Origin of the sequence: Pseudoalteromonas sp. TAE56 (assembly GCF_000497955.1) — a bacterium.
Classification (GTDB): Bacteria; Pseudomonadota; Gammaproteobacteria; order Enterobacterales; family Alteromonadaceae; genus Pseudoalteromonas.
Genome location: NZ_AUTN01000080.1, coordinates 13,731 through 28,681, shown reverse-complemented (window position 1 = coordinate 28,681; position 14,951 = coordinate 13,731). Strand labels below are relative to the sequence as shown.

Below are 14,951 nucleotides of genomic sequence, written 5' to 3'. Positions count from 1 at the left end.
CCAGCCACTCGAAACCATAAAATATTGATAAGGTATTTTACTGTGTCGGATGGCGCTTCGCTTATCCGACCTACATTGGCACTGATGAGACTATCAAATTTGATCAAGTCTCATTAATCAAACCTGACAGTTCAGTTAAAATGTATTCAACTAATAACTAGAAGCTGACAACTAGCGTCTCTCACTCCTTTTCAAACCTCGGCACTTTTCGCTTATCAGCCTTACTCATTGCGAGCTCTTGGATTTCTTCTTGCTTAAGTTCTTCAGGTTTATCTTCTAGTGACTCCTGATTAGCATTCTCAAAAGACAGCTCAGTAAGCAGTGCAAAGTGATCAGAACCGTATTTAGCTAAGCGCTTAATACGCTTTACTTTAAAGCCTTGGCTGTGAAATAAGTGATCGAGCGGCCAGCGCATAAAAAAGTAACTTGCATGAAAAGTATTATAAAACCCACGACCTTTTCGAGGGTCTAAAAAGCCACTTATTTGCATAAACAAACGGGTGCTACGCGACCATGCAACATCGTTTAAATCGCCAGCAACGATGGTAGGCCGTGTAGGGTTTTTAAGTGCTTTAGCCACCATTATTAGCTCAGAGTCGCGCGGGCGCGATGAGTCTTCCTCCGTTGGGCTTGGTGGTGCGGGGTGAATAAAGTGACCTTGCATTTCAAGGCCTTCATCGTTTTCAAACAGTATATGAATAGAAGGAATGTCGTCTTCTATTAACTCACATATTTGTGCATCAAGTATTTTAAACTTACTGTATAAGTGCATGCCGTAACGATTATCTTTAGGGCACTCTATGTAACACGGGTAATTTTTTTTAATAACTGATAATTTATTTTCCCACCAGCTATCGCTCTCAAGTGTAATAAGCAGGTCAGGTTGGTGCTCATCAACAAGGCTAATTAACTGCTCACTTTTATGGTTCGACATAAGTACATTTGCCGACATAATCCTTATACTATGGTCTATATGCTTAGGTGCGCTTTGTACTTCTTTTTTAGCAAGCCACGTATACGGGTAAATCCATTTACCTTGTAAAAACATTATAAGAAATGATGTTAAAGCTATAAATACATAACCTATTGCGCTACTTTGCCATAATAAAAACAACGAAGTAACGGCTAAAAAACTGGCAATATAAAATACCTGTAAGCGCACAAAGTCGCAGCTACGCACTAAGTAATGCTGGCTGTACGACATAGGTAATAAGGTAACCAGTAAAAAAAAGCCAATAATTATAGCCAGCGCAATGAGCATTTTAATATCCTTATAAAGTTAATTTAGCGACTTAAAATTGAAAGTATTTCTCGAGTATCGTGCACCATATGGATAACTGTACGGTCTATTTCTATACTCACTGTACCATTATCTCTAGAGCGTTCAATCACTCTACCTCTTTTGTATAAATCGCGTTCTAAAAAGTCGCCTCGGTGATAGCTTTTACTTAGCCCTGGTGGCGTCCAACCTGCGCGAATTAGTTGCTTTGCCTCTTTTTTAGAAAGGTAGCCATTGTCGTTATGCTTATGCGAATGATGATTTTTATGGCCATGTTTATGACCATGCTTATCTTTATGTGGTTTTGCGTTTGCACTGATTGAACATAAAGCCAATACTATTAGTGCTGTGTATATAGGTGCTCTCATAAATAATCTCTAGCATTATTAATAGCTAAAGGTTAACAAATACGGATGAACATCGTATGAAACAACTAACACCTATTTAACGTTGTTTATATTGAGTTTTACAATGGCTTCGCATAATAGCGGGATCGCGTAATTTTAAATGTTTTGTTTTACGTCCTGCATGGCGCTTACGCCAAACTTTAAAACTGCCTTTTGAAATATTGTCGCGCATAAAAACCACCAGCTGCGGATACTTTAATCCGTATAGCTGCTCTATTGCCTCGTAGGGGGTTCTATCTTCCCACGCCATTTCGATAATGCGTGACTGCTGCTCTGAGTTAAACATGGTATATCTCACAAAATTTAACTTATACGCTAGGTAAAAATACTTAGATCAATGCAATTTAAGCTCAGTAACTGTATAATTAGCATTCAGATTATGTATTTAAATGGTATCGAATTTATATTTATGCGCGCAATATTTCTGTTTTTAGCTTTAACTTTTCCCTCGTTATTACTTGCAGCGCCAAGTAAAACTCTGCGCTGCGTTACAACGCACTACCCTCCTTTTACTATTTACGATGAAAAAGCCGATACATTTACAGGTTTAGATATTGATTACATTAAGTTTATTGAAAAAAACTTAAACCTCAAAATTGACGTTATTCATTTACCTTGGGCGCGTGTTAAAAAAGAGATGGAGCTGGGCTATTACGACTGCTATTTCTCATTGGCCAACTATAAAGAGCGTACAGAATATTTAGACTTTACTAGCGAGCCTTTGCATACCACTAAGTTTGGTTTATTCACGTTAAATGAAGATAATCTGCTTATTGATGATTTATCAAAAGCCGCTATAGCTATGTTACGCGGTGTTATTCTTCCCAAAATTATCGCTAAAAAGTACAGCCTTGATGAGAATAATCTGCTTCGTTCACTTTCAACTAAAGACACTTTTGAGCTACTTGAAAAAAAACGCGTTGAATACGCAATAACTAACTATCAAGCGGGTTTGTGGTACTCAAAAGAATATAAAAACATTTATGCTCGGCAATTAAATGAGTTTACATTTCCTACTTACATTGCTTTTAAGCGTGGCGTAATTGATACAAAATTAGTTGATGAACAAATAAAGCGTTTTAAAGCACAAGCTCAATAATTAACTCTGCACACATTAAGAGATAACCAATGTTTACAAAACTACCAAAGTGGGTTGAATATGGCGCGTTTACACTGGCATTTATAGCGGGCATAGTTAACGCTGTAGGCTTATTAGGTTTTGAGCATCAAGCCATTTCGCACTTATCAGGCTCTGTTACTTTGTTGGGTATTAAGCTAATGAGCAATACCTCAGCCGCTTTGCTGTTATTTAGCATACTCATTAGCTTTATGTTGGGCTCGGCGCTTTCTGGCTTTTTACTTGCAGGGCGTTCATTAAAACTTGGCCGCCATTACGACACGCTCTTATTTATTGAAGGCGCTTTACTGTTAGCAAGTGCCTACCTACTTAATCAATCCTATGTTTATGCAATTACGCTTGCCTCTGCTGCTTGTGGGTTACAAAATGCGTTAGTCACTAATTATAGTGGCGCAGTCGTTCGTACCACACATTTAACGGGTATTTTTACTGACCTTGGTTTAATGATAGGTAAAGCACTTAAAGGTGAGCAATTTGATACGCGTAAAGGCGTTATGTTTTTACTTATTATTGCAGGCTTTTTATTAGGCGGTGTAGCCGGTTTTGTTTTATTTGAGCATTACTTAGTGCTGGCTTTGGTGTTTCCTGCTGTGGCTTGTTTTGTTTTATCAATTACGTATCGGGTTTATAGGTTACGTACGCTTTAACGCAACAAGTTTAAAAGCACATTAAAACCGCATATTATAGAGGCAATGCAATATAGATTACTTTCAAGGAATGTATGAAACCTTATTTTTTGCCGCTGTTATTACCCTTCAGCCACACTGCGTTTGCCAACAATCAAAATAACGATGCAATAGAAACCGTAACAACGACGGCATCACGTATTGAAGCGCTATCTACCCCACTGCCTTTATCAATAAGTACACTTAGTGAAGCGCAGCTAAATAGCATAGCGCCTACGCATATTGAAGAAGCCCTGCAACGTGTAGCGGGTGCTAATATTCAACGCGGAAATGGCCAAGAGTATTTACCCGCGCTTCGCTCACAAGTGCTTTCGGGCGCAGGCGCTTGTGGTGGCATATTAACCCTAGAAGATGGCATACCACTCAGAGCCGCTGGGTTTTGTAATATAAACGAGCTATTTGAAGCCCACAGCGAAATGGCGCAGCGCATAGAAGTACTCAAAGGCCCCGGCTCTGCACTTTATGGCTCAAATGCTGTACATGGTGTTATTAATGTAATAACGCCCGATACCACGCAAGGCGGTGGCTTAGTTGGTTTAGATTACGGCTCGTATGGCTATACTCGCTACAAATTACGTGCAGGACAAGATTACGGCAACAGCGGTATAGGCATTAACGCAAGTATTACCGACGATAGCGGTTACCGCGACGACGAAAGCGTAGAGCAACAAAAAGTTAATATTCGCCATCGCTATTCAAATAATAATTTATTACTGACCTCTGGGCTTACTTACACAAACCTAGATCAGCAAACTGCGGGATTTATTACAGGTTTTGAAAGCTATAAAAACGAAGATCTCGCGCAAAAAAACTTTGACCCAGATGCATTTAGAAAAGCACGCGCATTTAGAGCGTGGAGCAACGCAACATGGCAATTAAATAACAATGACGTGCTCTCTACTACGTTATATTTTCGTGACCAAAGCATGGACTTTTTTAAGCACTTTTTACCCGGCACACCGCTTGAAACAAACAGTCAAACTGGTTTTGGCGTACAATCGCTTTATCAACATAATTTACAAAGCAATATAAAAATAAACCTAGGGCTTGATGGCGAATACACGCAAGCCGACTTTACTCAAAGCCAAAATGAGCCCACGCAAGGTTCTGCATTTTTAGTTGCTACAGTGCCACAAGGCAAACATTACGATTACGATGTAAACGCTACGCTTTATGCCCCTTTTGCATCTGTAGATTGGCAATTAAATAAATGGTTACTTAACGCAGGTGTGCGCTACGAGCATATGCAGTACGACTACACCAATAATATGCTTGCAGGTAGAACAAAAGACGATGGCACAGAATGCGGCTTTGGTGGCTNCTGCCGATACAGCCGCCCAGCGAGTGCTAAAAATAGTTTTAGTAATCTATCGCCAAAGCTTGGGGTTAGTTATCAGTACAATACAAATAACACGCTTTATGCGAACTTTTCTCGCGGTTACCGCGCCCCACAAGCCGCTGAGTTATACCAATTACAACGCGAGCAAACTACTGCAAATTTAAGCGCCGAAATAGCTAATAATGCAGAGCTGGGTATTAAAGGAATTTACGAAAAACTACGTTATGGTGTGTCGGTTTACGCTATGAGTAAACACAATACGATTTACCGTGATAGTGACTTTTTTACGGTAAATAATGGCAGCTCTCGCCATCGCGGTATTGAGCTTGAACTTGATTACCAGCTTACAAATACACTCTCACTCAACTTTGCAGGCACGCACGCAAAGCATACTTATACTAACAACCAAATTCTTAACGGTTTAAATATAAACGGCAACGACATAGATACCGCACCGCGTAATATTGCTAATCTCGATTTAACATGGCAAGCACTAAACAATGTACAATTTGCTTTGCAGTGGCATCGCGTTGGTAACTACTACACCGACCCAGAAAACTTAAATAAATACCAAGGGCATGATGTTTTAAGCCTGCGCGCGCAGTGGCAAGTTACCAATAATCTTGAAGTACTTGCTCGCATTATTAATTTAACCAATGAAGCTTATGCAGAGCGCGCCGACTACACCAGTTTTACCGGCGACAGATACTTCCCGGGTAGACCTCGAAACGCGATGCTTTCGGCAACTTATACGTGGTAATGCTTATTTAAGGGCTAAGCTAATTTAACTGATTTAAGTCGCTCATGTATTTCATGGGCGACTTTTTCATTACCTTTTTAAACATAGTAATAAATGCACTCACCGACTCATACCCTAGTAACTCCGACACCTGCTGCACACTTTGCTTATCTGAAAGCGCTTTTAAGGCTGTAATTATATGCAATTGCGTACGCCACTTTCCAAATGTCATGCCGGTTTCTTTTTTAATTAACCGCGCTAATGTGCGCTCAGTTAATGCAAACTGCTTAGCCCATTGTGGTAATGTTTTTCGATTGTTTGGCATGTTTATAAGCTGATCGCTCATGGTTTGAATTACCTCGTTTTTAGATAATACAAAATCAAGTGGCTGTACAGGCATGTCGATAAGTTGATCAAATAACACCTGCGCCAAACGTGCTGTTTTACTATTTAAAGCATAGTGCTGATTATGCCCAGCCAACTCGCACATTAGCTCTTTAACCAGTGGCGTAATGGCTAATGTACACGTATTTAGCGGCATACCGTTTTTACTACTATCAACAAATAAATGACAGAGCTTTGCGTTATCAGACGCCCTATTACTATGCACTTTTTGTGCGGGGATCCAAATTGCACTGTGCGTAGGCACCATCCACATTTTTGCCGACACTTCGCAGGTTACATAACCATGCAGGGCTAAAATTAATTGCCCTTTAGGATGGGTATGCAGTGGTATTTCGTGACTTGCATGGGCGTGCTCTATTTTGGCTATTATGGGCTGCGCCATAGTTTCAAAACCTTTAATGTCGTCCCAGCCAATTGCATCAAACATAGTTTTGTCTGTTTTTAGTTATTTAATGTCATTATCTCTAAATTATAGTTTTTACTAAGCATTTATACTAGCGCCCATTATGCATTAGTAACAACTCAACTTTAATGGCCTTCTCTTTTGTTAAATAACACACCTAAATCACGCTTTGCTGGCATATTGCTAGTACTTGGCATATTGCTTATTGCCGCCAATTTACGTGCAACATTTACAGGTATTGCACCTGTGCTTGAACAAATTATTAATCACTTTGGGTTAAGTGCTTCGCAAGCTGGATTTTTAACAACACTGCCACTCATTGCCTTTGCGGTTATATCGCCAATGGCCGCAACTCTTGCTAAAAAGCAAGGATTAGAGCGCACCTTATTTGTCGCTTTATTATTTATACTTGCTGGTGTTGCAGCACGGGTAATAAATACCTCGGCCATGCTGTTTGTGGGTACCGCTATTATTGGTGTGGGTATTGCTATAGCAAACGTATTATTACCGAGTTTAATTAAGCGCGACTTTCCTGCAAAGGTCGCGTTAATGACCTCAGCCTACGTGCTTACTATGGGCGTGGTATCGGGTGGATTTTCTGCTTTGGTATTCCCGCTGAGTCAGTTAAACGGATTAGGGTGGCAACTTGCGCTGGGTTCATCAGCCATTATCACTCTGGCGAGTATTATTGTGTGGATATCGCAATTAAGTAAACATACTAAACCCGCGAAAATTGCTCAGCACGCTAACACTTCAAAAAGTGTATGGCGTTATTTACTAGCATGGCAAATTACCCTACTGCTGGGCTTAAACTCGTTTTTAAATTATATAATTATTACGTGGTTACCCAGCATATTAATCGAAACCGGCCAAAGTGCTACGCAAGCGGGTGCTTATCATGGGGCTTTTCAAATAGCGACTGCATTACCGGGTTTAATATTAATTCCGCTACTTGCAAAATTAAAAGATCAAAGCGCGCTTAGCTTTATTTTAGCCATGCTCAGTGCACTTAGTGCATTGGGGCTACTTTATATGCCAAACTTTGCCTTAGTGTGGACCTTAATGCTGGGCTTTTGCTCTGGTGCATGTTTTATATTGGGACTGTCGTTTATTAGTTTGCGAACTGACGATTCGCAGCAAGCGGCCTCGCTTTCTGGTATGTCGCAAAGTGTAGGTTATTTACTTGCCGCTATTGGGCCTATGCTAGCTGGTGCATTACACACAACGACGGGAAGTTGGAGTGCGCCATTATGGCTGTGCGCTATTGCCGGAGTACTGTGTGCTTTATGTGGTTTAGGCAGCGGTAAAAACACCACTTTAGCTAAATCAGCTAACGAGTTGCTGTAACCACGAAAACAGGCCAGACGAAGGTTTGTTACTCATGTGTTTTTGCTCATAGCGTTTATTAGTTGCTTCGCGCTGTTCACGGCGCTCTTGTGCTAAATTAGCTTTTGCGGCAAAACGTAGGCGTTGCTCTTGAGTTAGCTCATCATTAAAACTAATGGCTGTTTTTTTAACTGCTCGGCTGCTTTTAGGTGAACTACACATAATATTTCCTCTGTTGTGTAACTACTAAAATAGACAGCCTTTTAGCAAATAAAATTTCAGAAAACTTAACTTTTAATTTAAAGTGAGCCTATACACTCAACTTCTACTAAAGAATCAAGCGCTAACGCCTTTACAGCAAAAGCACTACGTGCAGGATACGGCGCACTAAAATACTGAGTGTAAATGGCATTGAATGCTTTAAAGTCGTTTATGTCGGTAAGCATAACGGTGCATTTAACTATATTGCTCATACTGTAGTTATGTTGCTCTAAAGTGCGTTTAATATTTTCAAGTGTTTGTTTAGTTTCACCTTCAAAACCACCAGCCGCTAACTTACCGGTTGCAGGGTTAATCCCTATTTGCCCCGACATATAAAGCGTATTACCGGCTTTTACTATTTGCGAAAATGGTAAGTTAGGATTAGCTTTGCCTGTATTTAAAAAGTCCACATTACTGGGTTTTGCCTGCGCAAAACCAGTAAGTAGTACGCTTGCTAATAAGGCTTTTTTCATCAGTGAGTTCATCATCTGGCTTACCTTATTTTTGTGGTGTGGTTTCAAAAGCAGGAACTTCGTGTAAATTATTTAACCATGTAAGCGTTGATTGTGACCAAATTTGTGCAGACGGTTTAAACTCATCGCGCTGATCAACCGCACCAATACGCAACCCATAAACACGACCTTCTTTTTCTGCATTTGTAGCATAAAGTGTTGTACCACATGTGCCACAAAAGCCCTGCGCACGCTTGTTACCACTTTGGGCTGTTTTAACAAACTCTTTTGGCTCACCTTGGGTAAACACAACCGAGTTTGGCTCTGCAATTATAACGGCTCTAAATGGGCCGCTCGACATACGTTGGCAATCGCTGCAATGGCAAACAAGTGCGTTGTTATTTTGAGACTTTGCTTGGTATTTAATTTCACCACAGTAACAGCTTCCAGTAATTTCCATTATTTAAATCCTTAATGCTTATGAAGATTGAATCGAGATATAAGACCGGCAATATCGATTCATTATTTTTAAAATATAAAAAAACTGCTCGCCGGTTCATTTTTATATTCGGTTAGGTTTTTTAATTTTTTGAAAGTGATTTTTTAAAAGTTGAGCAAGTGCTACAAACATGATCCGATGTTTTAAATAAAACAGCAATACCACGTTAAGCTAATAGCGTAACGTGGTGTGTTTAAGCTATTTTTATACCAATTCGCTTAATTAAGTTGTCTATTTTGAGGTAAGAAAACCGTGTCGATAACAAGGCAAAAATTTCGTTATTTAGTTGTTCTATATGAGATATTTTTAACGAAGTTAACGTGCGGTTTAATCCCTCAAATTGATTATGTATTATTGCGAGTTGGTATTAATGTGCGTTTAAATAATCAACAGCTAACAGGCTAAGCGCCTTAGTGCCTACTTTAAACGACGATTCGTCGGCATAAAAATAAGGTGAGTGATTACTAGCCACTGTATTTAAATCTTGCTCACTTGGTGTGCCGCCTAAAAATACAAATACACTCGGCACTTCTAATGCGTAAAACGAAAAGTCTTCTGCGCCGGTTATTTTTCCCATTTCCACTACGTTTCCATTACCTGCTGCTTTTTTAAGGCTAGGTAACATTTGCGCAGTAAGCTCAGGGTTATTAATCGTTACCGGATAACCTTCGTGAATGTGTACCTCTGAAGTTGCTCCTGACGATTTAGCAATGTGCGTGGCTGTGGTTTTTATTTTTTCAAATATTTGTGCACGATTATCCATATCAAAGTTACGAATTGTGCCTACCATTTCAACTTCTTCAGGAATAATATTATTACGTACCCCACCCGCTATCTTACCAAACGACACAATAGCAGGCTCTTTGGTAATGTTGATTTGGCGACTAACAATATGATTTACGCCTGTTACTATTTGCGCTGCTGTGGCAATGGGATCAACCCCAGTCCACGGTGCAGAGCCGTGTGCCTGCTTGCCATGTACTGTTATTTCAAATCGGTCTGCACTGGCCATTGCAGGGCCACTTCTATAACCAATTTTACCGCTGTGCAAACTAGATGTTATGTGTAACCCAAAAGCAGCCTCTGGTTTGTATTGTTTAAATATGCCTTCTTTAAGCATTAACTCAGCGCCACCCTCTTCCCCCTCTGGTGCACCTTCTTCTGCAGGTTGAAACACAAACATGATGTTGCCATGCAATTCATCTTTCATATTTGCTAATACTTCGGCTGCGCCCATTAGCATAGCTACGTGTGTGTCGTGTCCACAAGCATGCATTATGCCTACATCTACACCACGGTAATTAGTGGTTTTAGTTGATTTAAAATCAACATCGGCTTTTTCGGTAACGGGTAATGCATCCATATCAGCACGTAGCATTACCGTAGGGCCAGGCTTTGCGCCTTTTAAAATACCAACAACACCTGTGTAAGCAATATCGGTTTGTACTTGCATACCTAACGACTTTAAATGTTTAGCCACAATGCCTGCGGTACGCGTTTCGCGGTTACCAAGTTCTGGGTTTTGGTGAAAGTCGCGTCGCCATTCAATTACCTGTTGCTCTACCTTTTTTACTTGTTGATCAATGTTTGCATTGGCATTAAGCGCACTAAGGGCAGCAAAGCCCAGCGCTATTGAAATTAGTGATTTTTTCATCCTGTTTGTCCTTATTATATTTATTGGTTTTATAATATTGATGAGCACGAGCCCTTATATACTATTGAGAACATAATTAGTTCGCTCTATAACCACTATTACTGAAGGCTCCACAATAATCAATCCCATTTAAGCTAGATGCCCAACTATGAAGGGCCACTTCACTTCACACTGGTTTTATCTATTTTTAGTTTGAAGTTTTAGCGCTAATAAAACCTACCACTTTTGCTTTTGTTGATTTAAAAATGGCACTAAATAGTCCACCAAAGCGCGGACAGTTGGGCTTAATAAACGTTGCGACGGGTAGAGTAAATTCACGGGTAATGGGCTTGGTACATAATCGCTTAATATTTCTATTAACTCACCGGATTGAATTGCCGCATCAACGTAAAAACTAGGCAGCTGAGCAATACCTTGATTCGCTATAGCAAAGGCTTTTAAGCTTTGAGAATCGTTAACTTCAAGGCTACCAGCTACTTTTATTACTGTGCTTTTTCCGTCAATTAAATACGACCATCGCTTGGCATTAGTTACTGCGGTGTTTATTAAACATTGATGGTTTTTAAGATCTTTAGGCGTACTGGGCATGCCGTGAGTGTTTATATAGTGAGAGCTTGCTACCGTTTTAAAGCGCATATTACCAATATTACGCGCGACCATTGTTGAGTCGTTTAAGTGCCCTACGCGTATAGCTAAATCAAAACCTTCTTCCACCAGCTCTACTTTACGATTCATAAGTGAAATTGCTAAATCAACGTCCTGATGCAGCTCTTTAAATTCAGCTAATGCAACCGGCAGCATATATTGCCCAATCATTATGGGAGCTGTAATTTTTATAAGCCCTTTAATTTGTTGTTGCTGTGTTTTGGAGCGGCGAAGTTCGGTGACTTGTGAACGAATATCACTGAGCTTAAGCAAATATGCTTTACCGTCTTCGGTTAAGCTTAATGAGCGTGTAGTACGGTTTATTAACCTAATATCGAGCCATTTTTCAAGCTCGTTAATTTGCCTGCTAACGGCTGAGGGCACTAAGTTTAAACTCTCGGCAGCGCGACTAAAGCTTTGCTGCTGGGCTACTTGCTCAAATACCTGAATTGATTTTAATAAATCCATTACTTACTCGCTAAATTACACTTGGCTATTATTCTAAAAATATCACAAATAATATTATTTATTTGTTATTTTTCATCTTTACTGATGAGTTTATTATTACCTTACATTCACAAAATACATTGTCAAAGGTAATAAAAATGAAAGTATTATTAATAGGCGCATCTGGCATAGTTGGAGCAGCAATAGCGGCAGACCTTCATGATCATCAAGTTATTAAAGCGAGCTTTAAAAACAGCGAACACACGGTAGACATTCAAGATAAAGCCTCTATAGAAGCATTATTTAAAAAAGTAGGAAATGTTGATGCGGTTATATCTACTGCAGGTTTAATTGCCTTCGCACCTATAAACGAGTTAAGTGAGCAAGATTACACAACAACTGTAGGTAATAAATTAATGGGTAATATTACACTATTTCATGTTGCAACTAAGTACATTAATCAAGGCGGTAGTTTTACTTTTACTTCAGGCTTTTTAGCACAAAATCCTGCGCCTGGTTCAGCAGCTGTAAGCATGGTAAATGCAGCGCTAGATTCATTCGCTAAAGCGGCGGCATTAGAACTTGAAGGCACATTACGCGTAAATACCGTAAGTCCTCATTTTGTAAAGGAAACGATGGAGATAATGGGTATGGATAGCACCAGTGGTATAACCGCTGCTGATACAGCTAAAGCATTTAGACACGCAATTGAAAGTAACCAAACAGGTAAAGCTTTTGATGTAGCCGACTATATTTAGAGCTAAAGCAGATTACTTGATGTAACAATTCAACCGGCCTTATTTAACCTGAACCTTGGTTAAGAGGTTTATTATCCAAAGTTCCGGTTATTTATTAACTGAAGCACTGTTATCAAAATAGCTGCTCTAAGCAGCTATTTAAATTAGTAACTTTAAACAGCTAGCAATCTGTTATTTAAGCTTAATTACCGATAAAGTATGTGGATTGTCAGCGTTTTTGTTAACCATATTAGGGCTGTCGAACACGGCGTCAAAATTCATAATAATAATACCTTTACCACGAACAATTAATTCAGATGGTGCATCAAGCTCCCCATGAAGTCCTGTGGTATTGCCATTTTGTGCCTTTAACTCTAATTTACCTTGCATATCAATACTATAAATAGCGTTAGCAAATAAGTATGTAATATAAATTTTGTTAGTACGCTTGTCCCACTTTAAACCGTCGGTTGCTCTACTTCCTGCGCTTGATATTAGTTTAAACATTCAAGATTTTTGGTCAAAAATATATCACGATTCGGCCACTTTTATTATGCCGATGTTAGGTGTTCATTTAGCTCTTAATTTGGGATGGATATTAAAGCTAACAAAACGCATGTTTGCAAAGGAGGCTAAATAATGAAGCACTTAAAACAACAGTGGAAAACCCGCACCAGCATCGTTTTAATTGTATCTGTTTTAGTGAGCCTTATATTGGTGGCTTTGGAGCGAACAGATTGGGCTATGCAAATAAACCTACAAGGTTATAGCCACGGCTCAGCTGAAGGAGAAAAGCCGAATATAGCACCGGTATTGATGTATATTTTACCATTTGTAAAAGAACTCGTTTTAATTGGTGTGCCGATGTTATTAACGCTTGGAATAGCAAAGTTATTTGGATTGATAAAAAAGCGATTTAAAAGAGCCGATTAATTTAAAGATGATTGCTTTAGCTTTATATCCAACTAAGGCAATCATACGTTATTGCATAGGCAACTGAGCACCTATGTAATAACGGTTTTTACTGAAGCTTTAGGTTATGCCTTGTAAGCGTTCGCATTTTTAATGCTGTCAAAATCGTTAAAGCGCACGTTATGCTGCGCCATTACTTTAAGTATTTTTTCACTTAGCATTTGGCGTAAATAAAACGGCTGATTTGGCACAAAATGATGGATGGTATGCGTTTTACCAAAGTTAAAACAAAACAAGTGAAACGGCATAAACAAACGACTCGTTAGTACGTGTGTTTGTTCAAGCATATTATTAACACCACCATAGTAATGCATGCTTGAGGTGACAAAATTAAGTGAACTTGAGCGAATAATATTAGGCGCAATAAGTACGACCATTAAAAATTCAAACACACTCATTGTACTTAACAACCAGTTAGGTGAATTTAGCGCAAGTGGTATAAATAAATCAACGATATGAAATAAAATAACGCTATATAAAACAGCAAAATACGCAGTCGCTATCGGAAACCCCGCATTAAAAACACTCGAAAAACTAAAGCCATTAATTTCTTTTCTAAAACGTTTAGTAGAAATAACTAACCCTAATAGCCCATCGACAATAACTAGCGCACGTAAAAATGGGTTTTTAATACCATTACCCACCAAGCGTTCCTCTAGGTCTTGTTGTGTGCCTGAGGTTTTGTGATGGTGTAAATGCATTTTACGTCGGTACCATGGGCTAATAGTATTTGGCCGCATTAACCATACTGTTAGCATCATAAAGTTATGCATGAACGGCTGATTACTAAAGTATTGTTTATGTATAAGGTCGTGCTCTAATTCATGCGAAATAGACGCCGCAATAGCCGCAAGTACTATACATACCCAAGCAGGTATGATGGCTAAATAATATAAAACACCAACACTAATTAATGCGCTAAGCGATAGCAATAAAATAATTAACCCTAAGGCATTTTGATGTGCAAGTAATGGGTGCTTTTGACGAAGTGATACTTCTTCTGCCTTAATTGCTTTAACAATCGCTTGAATGTTCTGCTTGGCACTTAATTGAGTCATATGTAATGTCTTAAAAACCTTGTTGTACAAATAATACCTGAATTAAACGCAACATCGGAATAAAGCAGGAATAATTATTGTAATACGATTAACTATTACCAATAGTTCAATTGCTTATGTATTCAATCGCATAACAAGTTTAATAGCACTCATAACCTAAAACATTCGCTTTTTGTATCAGCCAAAAAGACTTAAAAAAATTCCCTGTTGAGTATCTTTACTATAAACGATTAATTATCAACCAGTTGTTTATGCAAATAAAAGAAAAGGCTTGCCGCCCCCTCTTTTATTTGTATAATGCGGATACAGAATAAGAGGTATATAAGTATCCTTTTTATTTTAAGTGGTTTTTCTTTATCTTTTTATGCTTAAAAGATTAAAGAAAAATTATGCCAGCGTGATGAAATTGGTAGACATGGGGGATTCAAAATCCCCTTCCGAAAGGAGTGCCGGTTCGAGTCCGGCCGCTGGTACCACTTTTTGAACCTCAGCTAATTATTGGCT

The 14,951-nt window shown here is 39.1% G+C and carries 17 protein-coding genes and 1 tRNA gene; 7 read left to right on the top strand and 11 right to left on the bottom strand.

Going from position 1 to position 14,951, the window contains the following annotated elements; genetic code table 11:
* Nucleotides 1-181: 181 nt before the first annotated feature.
* The 3 genes from L656_RS0108380 to L656_RS0108370 all read right to left on the bottom strand — a co-directional run bounded on the left by L656_RS0108380 (nt 182) and on the right by L656_RS0108370 (nt 1,972).
* Nucleotides 182-1,261 (bottom strand): endonuclease/exonuclease/phosphatase family protein, encoded by a 1,080-nt coding sequence (locus tag L656_RS0108380; protein WP_024598869.1) that lies wholly within the window; start codon nt 1,259-1,261, stop codon nt 182-184.
* A 23-nt stretch (nt 1,262-1,284) separates the two neighbouring features.
* Nucleotides 1,285-1,647, bottom strand: coding sequence for a hypothetical protein (locus tag L656_RS0108375; protein WP_024598868.1), 363 nt, complete (start codon nt 1,645-1,647; stop codon nt 1,285-1,287).
* A gap of 76 nt (nt 1,648-1,723) precedes the next feature.
* Nucleotides 1,724-1,972 carry a TIGR03643 family protein gene (locus tag L656_RS0108370; RefSeq protein ID WP_024598867.1) on the bottom strand — a complete coding sequence of 83 codons (249 nt, stop codon included), beginning with the start codon at nt 1,970-1,972 and terminating at the stop codon, nt 1,724-1,726.
* A 123-nt stretch (nt 1,973-2,095) separates the two neighbouring features.
* Between L656_RS0108370 and L656_RS0108365 the strand changes: the two genes are divergently transcribed.
* The 3 genes from L656_RS0108365 (at nt 2,096) to L656_RS0108355 (ending at nt 5,609) form a co-directional block, all read left to right on the top strand.
* Nucleotides 2,096-2,785, top strand: coding sequence for a substrate-binding periplasmic protein (locus L656_RS0108365; RefSeq protein ID WP_024598866.1), 690 nt, complete (start codon nt 2,096-2,098; stop codon nt 2,783-2,785).
* A gap of 29 nt (nt 2,786-2,814) precedes the next feature.
* The gene (locus L656_RS0108360; RefSeq protein ID WP_024598865.1) at nt 2,815-3,471 is read left to right on the top strand and encodes a YoaK family protein; all 657 of its coding nucleotides are present in this window, start codon (nt 2,815-2,817) and stop codon (nt 3,469-3,471) included.
* 74 nt (nt 3,472-3,545) lie between these two features.
* A complete protein-coding gene (locus L656_RS0108355; RefSeq protein ID WP_024598864.1) occupies nt 3,546-5,609 on the top strand; it encodes a TonB-dependent receptor in 2,064 nt (687 codons plus the stop codon).
* A gap of 19 nt (nt 5,610-5,628) precedes the next feature.
* Here L656_RS0108355 and L656_RS0108350 read toward each other — a convergent pair whose 3' ends face one another.
* Nucleotides 5,629-6,420 carry an AraC family transcriptional regulator gene (locus tag L656_RS0108350; protein WP_024598863.1) on the bottom strand — a complete coding sequence of 264 codons (792 nt, stop codon included), beginning with the start codon at nt 6,418-6,420 and terminating at the stop codon, nt 5,629-5,631.
* Between the two features lie 117 nt (nt 6,421-6,537).
* On the opposite strand from L656_RS0108350, the gene L656_RS0108345 reads away from it, so the two are divergent.
* Entirely contained in the window at nt 6,538-7,743 is a 1,206-nt protein-coding gene (locus L656_RS0108345) for an MFS transporter (RefSeq protein ID WP_024598862.1), read from the top strand.
* On the opposite strand, the gene L656_RS0108340 is transcribed toward L656_RS0108345, so the two are convergent.
* The 5 genes from L656_RS0108340 to L656_RS0108320 all read right to left on the bottom strand — a co-directional run bounded on the left by L656_RS0108340 (nt 7,723) and on the right by L656_RS0108320 (nt 11,701).
* Nucleotides 7,723-7,944 (bottom strand): hypothetical protein, encoded by a 222-nt coding sequence (locus L656_RS0108340; protein WP_024598861.1) that lies wholly within the window; start codon nt 7,942-7,944, stop codon nt 7,723-7,725. The two genes, L656_RS0108345 and L656_RS0108340, sit on opposite strands and share 21 nt — an antisense overlap.
* Before the next feature lie 77 nt (nt 7,945-8,021).
* Nucleotides 8,022-8,471 (bottom strand): RidA family protein, encoded by a 450-nt coding sequence (locus L656_RS0108335; protein WP_241763425.1) that lies wholly within the window; start codon nt 8,469-8,471, stop codon nt 8,022-8,024.
* A gap of 10 nt (nt 8,472-8,481) precedes the next feature.
* Nucleotides 8,482-8,895 (bottom strand): GFA family protein, encoded by a 414-nt coding sequence (locus L656_RS0108330; RefSeq protein ID WP_024598859.1) that lies wholly within the window; start codon nt 8,893-8,895, stop codon nt 8,482-8,484.
* A gap of 406 nt (nt 8,896-9,301) precedes the next feature.
* On the bottom strand, nt 9,302-10,588 hold the full coding sequence (locus L656_RS0108325; protein WP_024598858.1) for an amidohydrolase: 1,287 nt from the start codon (nt 10,586-10,588) through the stop codon (nt 9,302-9,304).
* Between the two features lie 216 nt (nt 10,589-10,804).
* The gene (locus L656_RS0108320) at nt 10,805-11,701 is read right to left on the bottom strand and encodes a LysR family transcriptional regulator (protein WP_024598857.1); all 897 of its coding nucleotides are present in this window, start codon (nt 11,699-11,701) and stop codon (nt 10,805-10,807) included.
* A 137-nt stretch (nt 11,702-11,838) separates the two neighbouring features.
* Between L656_RS0108320 and L656_RS0108315 the strand changes: the two genes are divergently transcribed.
* Nucleotides 11,839-12,438, top strand: coding sequence for a short chain dehydrogenase (locus tag L656_RS0108315; protein WP_024598856.1), 600 nt, complete (start codon nt 11,839-11,841; stop codon nt 12,436-12,438).
* 171 nt (nt 12,439-12,609) lie between these two features.
* Here L656_RS0108315 and L656_RS1000000122760 read toward each other — a convergent pair whose 3' ends face one another.
* A complete protein-coding gene (locus L656_RS1000000122760) occupies nt 12,610-12,924 on the bottom strand; it encodes a hypothetical protein (RefSeq protein WP_024598855.1) in 315 nt (104 codons plus the stop codon).
* 132 nt (nt 12,925-13,056) lie between these two features.
* Between L656_RS1000000122760 and L656_RS0108305 the strand changes: the two genes are divergently transcribed.
* Nucleotides 13,057-13,350: a hypothetical protein gene (locus L656_RS0108305; protein ID WP_024598854.1), complete on the top strand. Its 294-nt coding sequence runs from the start codon at nt 13,057-13,059 to the stop codon at nt 13,348-13,350.
* 104 nt (nt 13,351-13,454) lie between these two features.
* On the opposite strand, the gene L656_RS0108300 is transcribed toward L656_RS0108305, so the two are convergent.
* The gene (locus L656_RS0108300; RefSeq protein ID WP_024598853.1) at nt 13,455-14,447 is read right to left on the bottom strand and encodes a fatty acid desaturase; all 993 of its coding nucleotides are present in this window, start codon (nt 14,445-14,447) and stop codon (nt 13,455-13,457) included.
* Nucleotides 14,448-14,838: 391 nt separating this feature from the next.
* Here L656_RS0108300 and L656_RS0108295 point away from each other — a divergent pair.
* Nucleotides 14,839-14,923: transfer RNA gene (locus L656_RS0108295), tRNA-Leu, on the top strand.
* Nucleotides 14,924-14,951: the final 28 nt, after the last annotated feature.

Coding starts and splice junctions, on each gene's coding strand:
- L656_RS0108370 (WP_024598867.1), bottom strand. CDS start 1,972: ATGTTTAACTCAGAGCAGCAGTCACGCATTATCGAAATGGCGTGGGAA.
- L656_RS0108380 (WP_024598869.1), bottom strand. CDS start 1,261: ATGCTCATTGCGCTGGCTATAATTATTGGCTTTTTTTTACTGGTTACC.
- L656_RS0108375 (WP_024598868.1), bottom strand. CDS start 1,647: ATGAGAGCACCTATATACACAGCACTAATAGTATTGGCTTTATGTTCA.
- L656_RS0108325 (WP_024598858.1), bottom strand. CDS start 10,588: ATGAAAAAATCACTAATTTCAATAGCGCTGGGCTTTGCTGCCCTTAGT.
- L656_RS0108300 (WP_024598853.1), bottom strand. CDS start 14,447: ATGACTCAATTAAGTGCCAAGCAGAACATTCAAGCGATTGTTAAAGCA.
- L656_RS0108335 (WP_241763425.1), bottom strand. CDS start 8,471: ATGATGAACTCACTGATGAAAAAAGCCTTATTAGCAAGCGTACTACTT.
- L656_RS0108305 (WP_024598854.1), top strand. CDS start 13,057: ATGAAGCACTTAAAACAACAGTGGAAAACCCGCACCAGCATCGTTTTA.
- L656_RS0108360 (WP_024598865.1), top strand. CDS start 2,815: ATGTTTACAAAACTACCAAAGTGGGTTGAATATGGCGCGTTTACACTG.
- L656_RS0108340 (WP_024598861.1), bottom strand. CDS start 7,944: ATGTGTAGTTCACCTAAAAGCAGCCGAGCAGTTAAAAAAACAGCCATT.
- L656_RS1000000122760 (WP_024598855.1), bottom strand. CDS start 12,924: ATGTTTAAACTAATATCAAGCGCAGGAAGTAGAGCAACCGACGGTTTA.
- L656_RS0108330 (WP_024598859.1), bottom strand. CDS start 8,895: ATGGAAATTACTGGAAGCTGTTACTGTGGTGAAATTAAATACCAAGCA.
- L656_RS0108350 (WP_024598863.1), bottom strand. CDS start 6,420: ATGTTTGATGCAATTGGCTGGGACGACATTAAAGGTTTTGAAACTATG.
- L656_RS0108365 (WP_024598866.1), top strand. CDS start 2,096: ATGCGCGCAATATTTCTGTTTTTAGCTTTAACTTTTCCCTCGTTATTA.
- L656_RS0108315 (WP_024598856.1), top strand. CDS start 11,839: ATGAAAGTATTATTAATAGGCGCATCTGGCATAGTTGGAGCAGCAATA.
- L656_RS0108320 (WP_024598857.1), bottom strand. CDS start 11,701: ATGGATTTATTAAAATCAATTCAGGTATTTGAGCAAGTAGCCCAGCAG.